2 protein-coding genes and 1 pseudogene are annotated in these 3,467 nt (G+C 71.2%); 1 reads left to right on the plus strand and 2 read right to left on the minus strand.

What is annotated here, in order from left to right; genetic code table 11:
* Nucleotides 1-290: 290 nt before the first annotated feature.
* A complete protein-coding gene (pgm, locus tag ACK5IN_RS02815) occupies nt 291-1,931 on the minus strand; it encodes a phosphoglucomutase (alpha-D-glucose-1,6-bisphosphate-dependent) (RefSeq protein WP_416894708.1) in 1,641 nt (546 codons plus the stop codon).
* Between the two features lie 186 nt (nt 1,932-2,117).
* Between pgm and pheA the strand changes: the two genes are divergently transcribed.
* Entirely contained in the window at nt 2,118-3,077 is a 960-nt protein-coding gene (gene pheA / locus ACK5IN_RS02820) for a prephenate dehydratase (RefSeq protein ID WP_416894709.1), read from the plus strand.
* Nucleotides 3,078-3,087: 10 nt separating this feature from the next.
* On the opposite strand, the pseudogene ACK5IN_RS02825 reads toward pheA, so the two are convergent.
* A pseudogene (locus ACK5IN_RS02825) lies at nt 3,088-3,467 on the minus strand (LLM class flavin-dependent oxidoreductase); the annotation flags it as partial.

Genomic DNA, 3,467 nt, shown 5'->3' on the forward strand with positions numbered 1-3,467 from the left:
CAGTTCTTCTTCCTTGCCTTCGACGACGCGCGAGCGACTGAGCTCCAGGCGCAGCCCCGGCGGAACCGTCGCCGGCATCGGGAACCCCTCGAAATCACGAGGCACCGGACGGAACGGGATACGAGTCACCGCATCATCGGACACCCTCAGCACCCTGCCACACCCGACCGCGAATCTCGCCGCCAAGCTTGACGAAAGACAGAGGGGCACCCCCGCACTCCCGCCCCTCGTTCGCGTGCGCGCCGGCCGACGATCTCGACGAGGCCGCGGTCGCCTGGTAGCCGCGCGGGTCAGCCGCCGAGGGCCGAGGTCACGACGGCGCGGGCCTCGGCCTGCACCTCGCGCAGATGCTGCTCGCCGCGCAGCGATTCGGCGTAGAGCTTGTAGACGTCCTCGGTGCCCGAGGGCCGGGCGGCGAACCATGCATGCGCGGTCTGCACCTTCACGCCGCCGATCGCCGCGCCGTTGCCCGGTGCGTGCGACAGCTGCGCGGTGATCGGATCGCCCGCCAGTTCGGTGGCTGTGACGGCATGAGGCGACAGCTTCGCCAGCGTCACCTTCTGCGCGGGCGTGGCGGGCGCATCCACCCGCTCGTATGCGGATGCGCCGAACGCGGCCTCCAGCTCGGCGTACCGCTGCGAGGGAGTCTTTCCGGTGACGGCGAGGATCTCGGCCGCGAGCAGGCACAGCAGGATGCCGTCCTTGTCGGTCGTCCACACGCCGCCGTCGAACCGCAGGAACGACGCCCCGGCCGACTCCTCGCCGCCGAAGACGACCGAGCCGTCGAGCAGTCCCGGCACGAACCACTTGAACCCGACCGGCACCTCGAGCAGGCGGCGCCCCAGCGCGCCGGCGACACGGTCGATGATCATCGACGAGACGAGCGTCTTGCCGATCGCCGCATCGGCCTGCCACTGCGGGCGATGCGTGCACAGGTAGTCGATCGCCACCGCGAGGTAGTGGTTGGGGTTCATCAGGCCCGCGTCGGGGGTGACGATGCCGTGCCGGTCGGCGTCGGCGTCGTTGCCGGTGAGGATGTCGTACTCGTTGCGACGGCCGATGAGTCCCGCCATCGCCGACGGTGACGACGGGTCCATGCGGATCTTCTCGTCCCAATCGAGCGTCATGAACCGCCAGGTCGGGTCGACATCGGGATTCACGACGGTGAGGTCGAGCCCGTATCGCTCGCCGATGAGCGCCCAGTAGTCGACCGAGGCACCGCCGAGCGGGTCGGTGCCGATCCGCACCCCGGCCGTGCGGATCGCCTCGACGTCGATGATGTTCACCAGGTCGGCGACGTAGTGCTCACGGAAGTCGTACTGCCCGAGCGCATCGACGTCGAGGTCGGCGAACCGGGTGCGCCGCACCTCAGCGAGCCCGTTCGCGATGAGCTCGTTCGCACGGTCAGCGATCCAGCCGGTCGCGTCGGTGTCGGCCGGTCCGCCGTGCGGCGGGTTGTACTTGAAGCCGCCGTCCCGCGGCGGATTGTGCGATGGGGTCACGACGATGCCGTCCGCCCGGCCGGGGTCGGCATCCGATCGCTGTCTGTTGTGGGCGAGGATCGCGTGGCTCAGCGCCGGCGTCGGCACCCACGAATCGCGGGAGTCCACCCGCACGTCGACGCCGTTGGCGACCAGCACCTCGACCGCACTGCGCTCGGCCGGGCGGGACAGCGCGTGCGTGTCGCGGCCGAGGAACAGCGGGCCCTCGATGCCCTGCGTGCGCCGGTAGTCGACGATCGCCTGCGTGGTGGCGAGGATGTGATCTTCGTTGAAGCTGCCGCTGAGCGCCGACCCGCGATGGCCGCTGGTGCCGAACGACACCCGCTGCGCGGGGTCGGCGGGGTCGGGCGTGCGGTCGTAGTACGCCGCGATGAGCTCGTCCACGTCGATGAGGTCGGATGCCTCGGCTGGCTGTCCTGCACGCGTCATTGCTCCAGTCTGCCTCCCTCGCGTCTCTCGCGCACCGCTCGTGCGCCCCCGGTTCGAGCTCGCGCCCCGGTTCGCTTGCCGCGTTTCACGGGTGGTGACCGCAGAACGCGGCAAGTGAACGGAGCAGGGGCGTGAGCAGGGGGTGCCGCGCACCGCCGCCGTGGCGGGCTCGCTAGGCTGAACGGCGTGACCGCAGAGCCCGAGGCATCCGTCCGTCGCCGCTACAGCTTCCTGGGGCCGGCCGGCACCTTCACCGAAGCGGCGCTGGCACAGGTGCCCGAGGCGCGCGGCCAGGAGTGGCATCCCGTCCACAACGTGGGCGAGGCGCTCGCCGACGTCGTCGAAGGGCGGTCGGATGCCGCGATGATCGCCATCGAGAACTCCGTCGACGGCGGTGTCTCGACCGCGCAGGACGCTCTGGCCACGATCAGCGGGCTGCGCATCGTCGGCGAGTACCTCGTGCCGGTCAACTTCGTGCTCGTGGCACGCCCGGGAGCGACCCTCGAGGGCGTCTCGCTCATCTCGGCGCACCCGGTCGCGTACGCGCAGTGCCTGCAGTGGCTGAGCGCCCACCTGCCGGAGCATGCGCACATTCCCGCGGCGAGCAACGTCGCCAGCGCCGTCGGGCTGATCGACGGGACGAGCGATGCGGATGCCGCGATCGCCGCGCCGGGCGTGGTCGAGTACCACGACCTCGAGGTGCTGGCCGAGCACATCGGCGACAACGCCAACGCGGTCACCCGGTTCGTGCTCGTCGGCCGCGCCGTGGCGCCGCCCCCGCAGACCGGCGCCGACAAGACATCCCTCATCGTCGAACTGCCCGACGACCACCCGGGCGCCCTGCTGGACATGCTCGAGCAGTTCGCGACGCGCGGCATCAACCTGTCACTGCTGGCATCGCGGCCCATCGGCGACGCGCTCGGCCGCTACCGGTTCGTGATCGATGCGGACGGGCACATCCTCGACGAGCGCATGGCCGATGCGCTGCTCGGGCTGCGCCGTTTCAGCCCCAAGGTGGTGTTCCTCGGCTCGTACCCGCGTGCCGACCGCGCCATCGTGCGCTACCCCGAGCGCTACTCCGACGACGTGTTCGTCGAGGCCCGCGACTGGCTGCGCGGTCTGATCTCGAGCGAGCCCGGGGAGTGACGCGCCGGCGTCAGCCGGCGGAGGCCAGCAGCTCGAGCGTCTGCAAGCGGCCGGGCGAGGCATCCATCGGCTCGGCGTCGTAGGAGCCCGCGACAGGCGAGATCATCACCTCGTCGACGCCCCACCGCTCGGCGACCGCGCGCAGGTCGGTAGCCACCGTCGCCGGGTCGCCGACGAACCAGCCGGCGCGGGCAGACTGCATGACCGACGCGGCCAGACCGTCGAACTCGGCGGCCCCGGCCTGCGCCTGCTCGACGGTCTCGTGGGGGGTGAGCGGCTTGTTCGTGCGCAGCCGCGCCATCATGCGCTGCTGGGGGAGAGCGCGCTCGTCGGCCTCCTCAGCGGTCGGTGCGGCGATGACGTTCGCCGTGAGGAAGGTGCGCGGCGTGG

Origin of the sequence: Microbacterium sp., assembly GCF_047971895.1 — a bacterium.
GTDB lineage: Bacteria > Actinomycetota > Actinomycetes > Actinomycetales > Microbacteriaceae > Microbacterium.